Source organism: Streptomyces sp. WM6386 (assembly GCF_000972385.1).
Lineage (GTDB): Bacteria > Actinomycetota > Actinomycetes > Streptomycetales > Streptomycetaceae > Streptomyces.
In genome coordinates this window covers 1-691 of the sequence record NZ_JXTE01000330.1, presented here as the reverse complement: position 1 = coordinate 691, position 691 = coordinate 1, and the positions used below count along the sequence as shown (strand labels likewise).

Annotated in this window: 1 protein-coding gene; it reads right to left on the bottom strand. The window is 69.2% G+C overall.

Annotation, left to right across the window (positions count from 1 at the left end):
- Nucleotides 1-691, bottom strand: a 691-nt coding sequence (locus tag TN53_RS41530) for a CHAD domain-containing protein (protein ID WP_046264076.1), incomplete at both ends; no start/stop codon positions are given.

The window sequence follows — 691 nt, the reverse complement described above, 5'->3', positions numbered from 1 at the left end:
GCCGTGTCGCGGTCCGTGCCCGGCGACAGGTCCAGCGCGTGTGTCACGCGGGCGGACAGTCGGCCGTACTCCTTGACAATGGCCTTGGCCGTGACCTTCTTCGGTTTCCGGGCGGCCTTGGCGCGTAGCGGGGGCCGTTCCGTGAGCGTTGCCAGGGAGTCCAGAAGGGCCAGGTAGCGGTCTGCGTTCAGGGCATGGAGAGTGCGTCGACGGGCCTCGGAACTCTTGTGGGCGTCCCAGATCTGCAGCCGTGCCGAAACGGGCCCGAAGGCCAACTCTTCAGGCACCTCCCCGACCTTCGAACTCAGCCGTTCCAGAAGGACTTCCTGGTCCCGTTCCGCGCCCAGCTCACCGCCCAGCCACTTGAGCTCCTTGCGGACCGGATCGGTGATCTTCGGGTCCAGGACCGGACGGTAGGAACGCAGGACGCTGCGCAGCCGACGGGCGGCGACACGCATCTTGTGCACGGAGTCGGGCACGTCACGCCGCACCGCGGGGTCCAGCGTCACCAGGGTGCGGATCTGTTCCGCCACATAGTCGAGGACCGCTTCGCCGGCGGATCCGCGGGCTACGGTCGCGCCGGCGGGTTCGTCCGACACACGGGGCGCTCCCACGGCCGTCTCCTCCAGAGCCCGGGCCAGGTTGGACGGGGAGTCGGCACGGTCCACGCCGCTCTTGCGCAGCGTCTTGT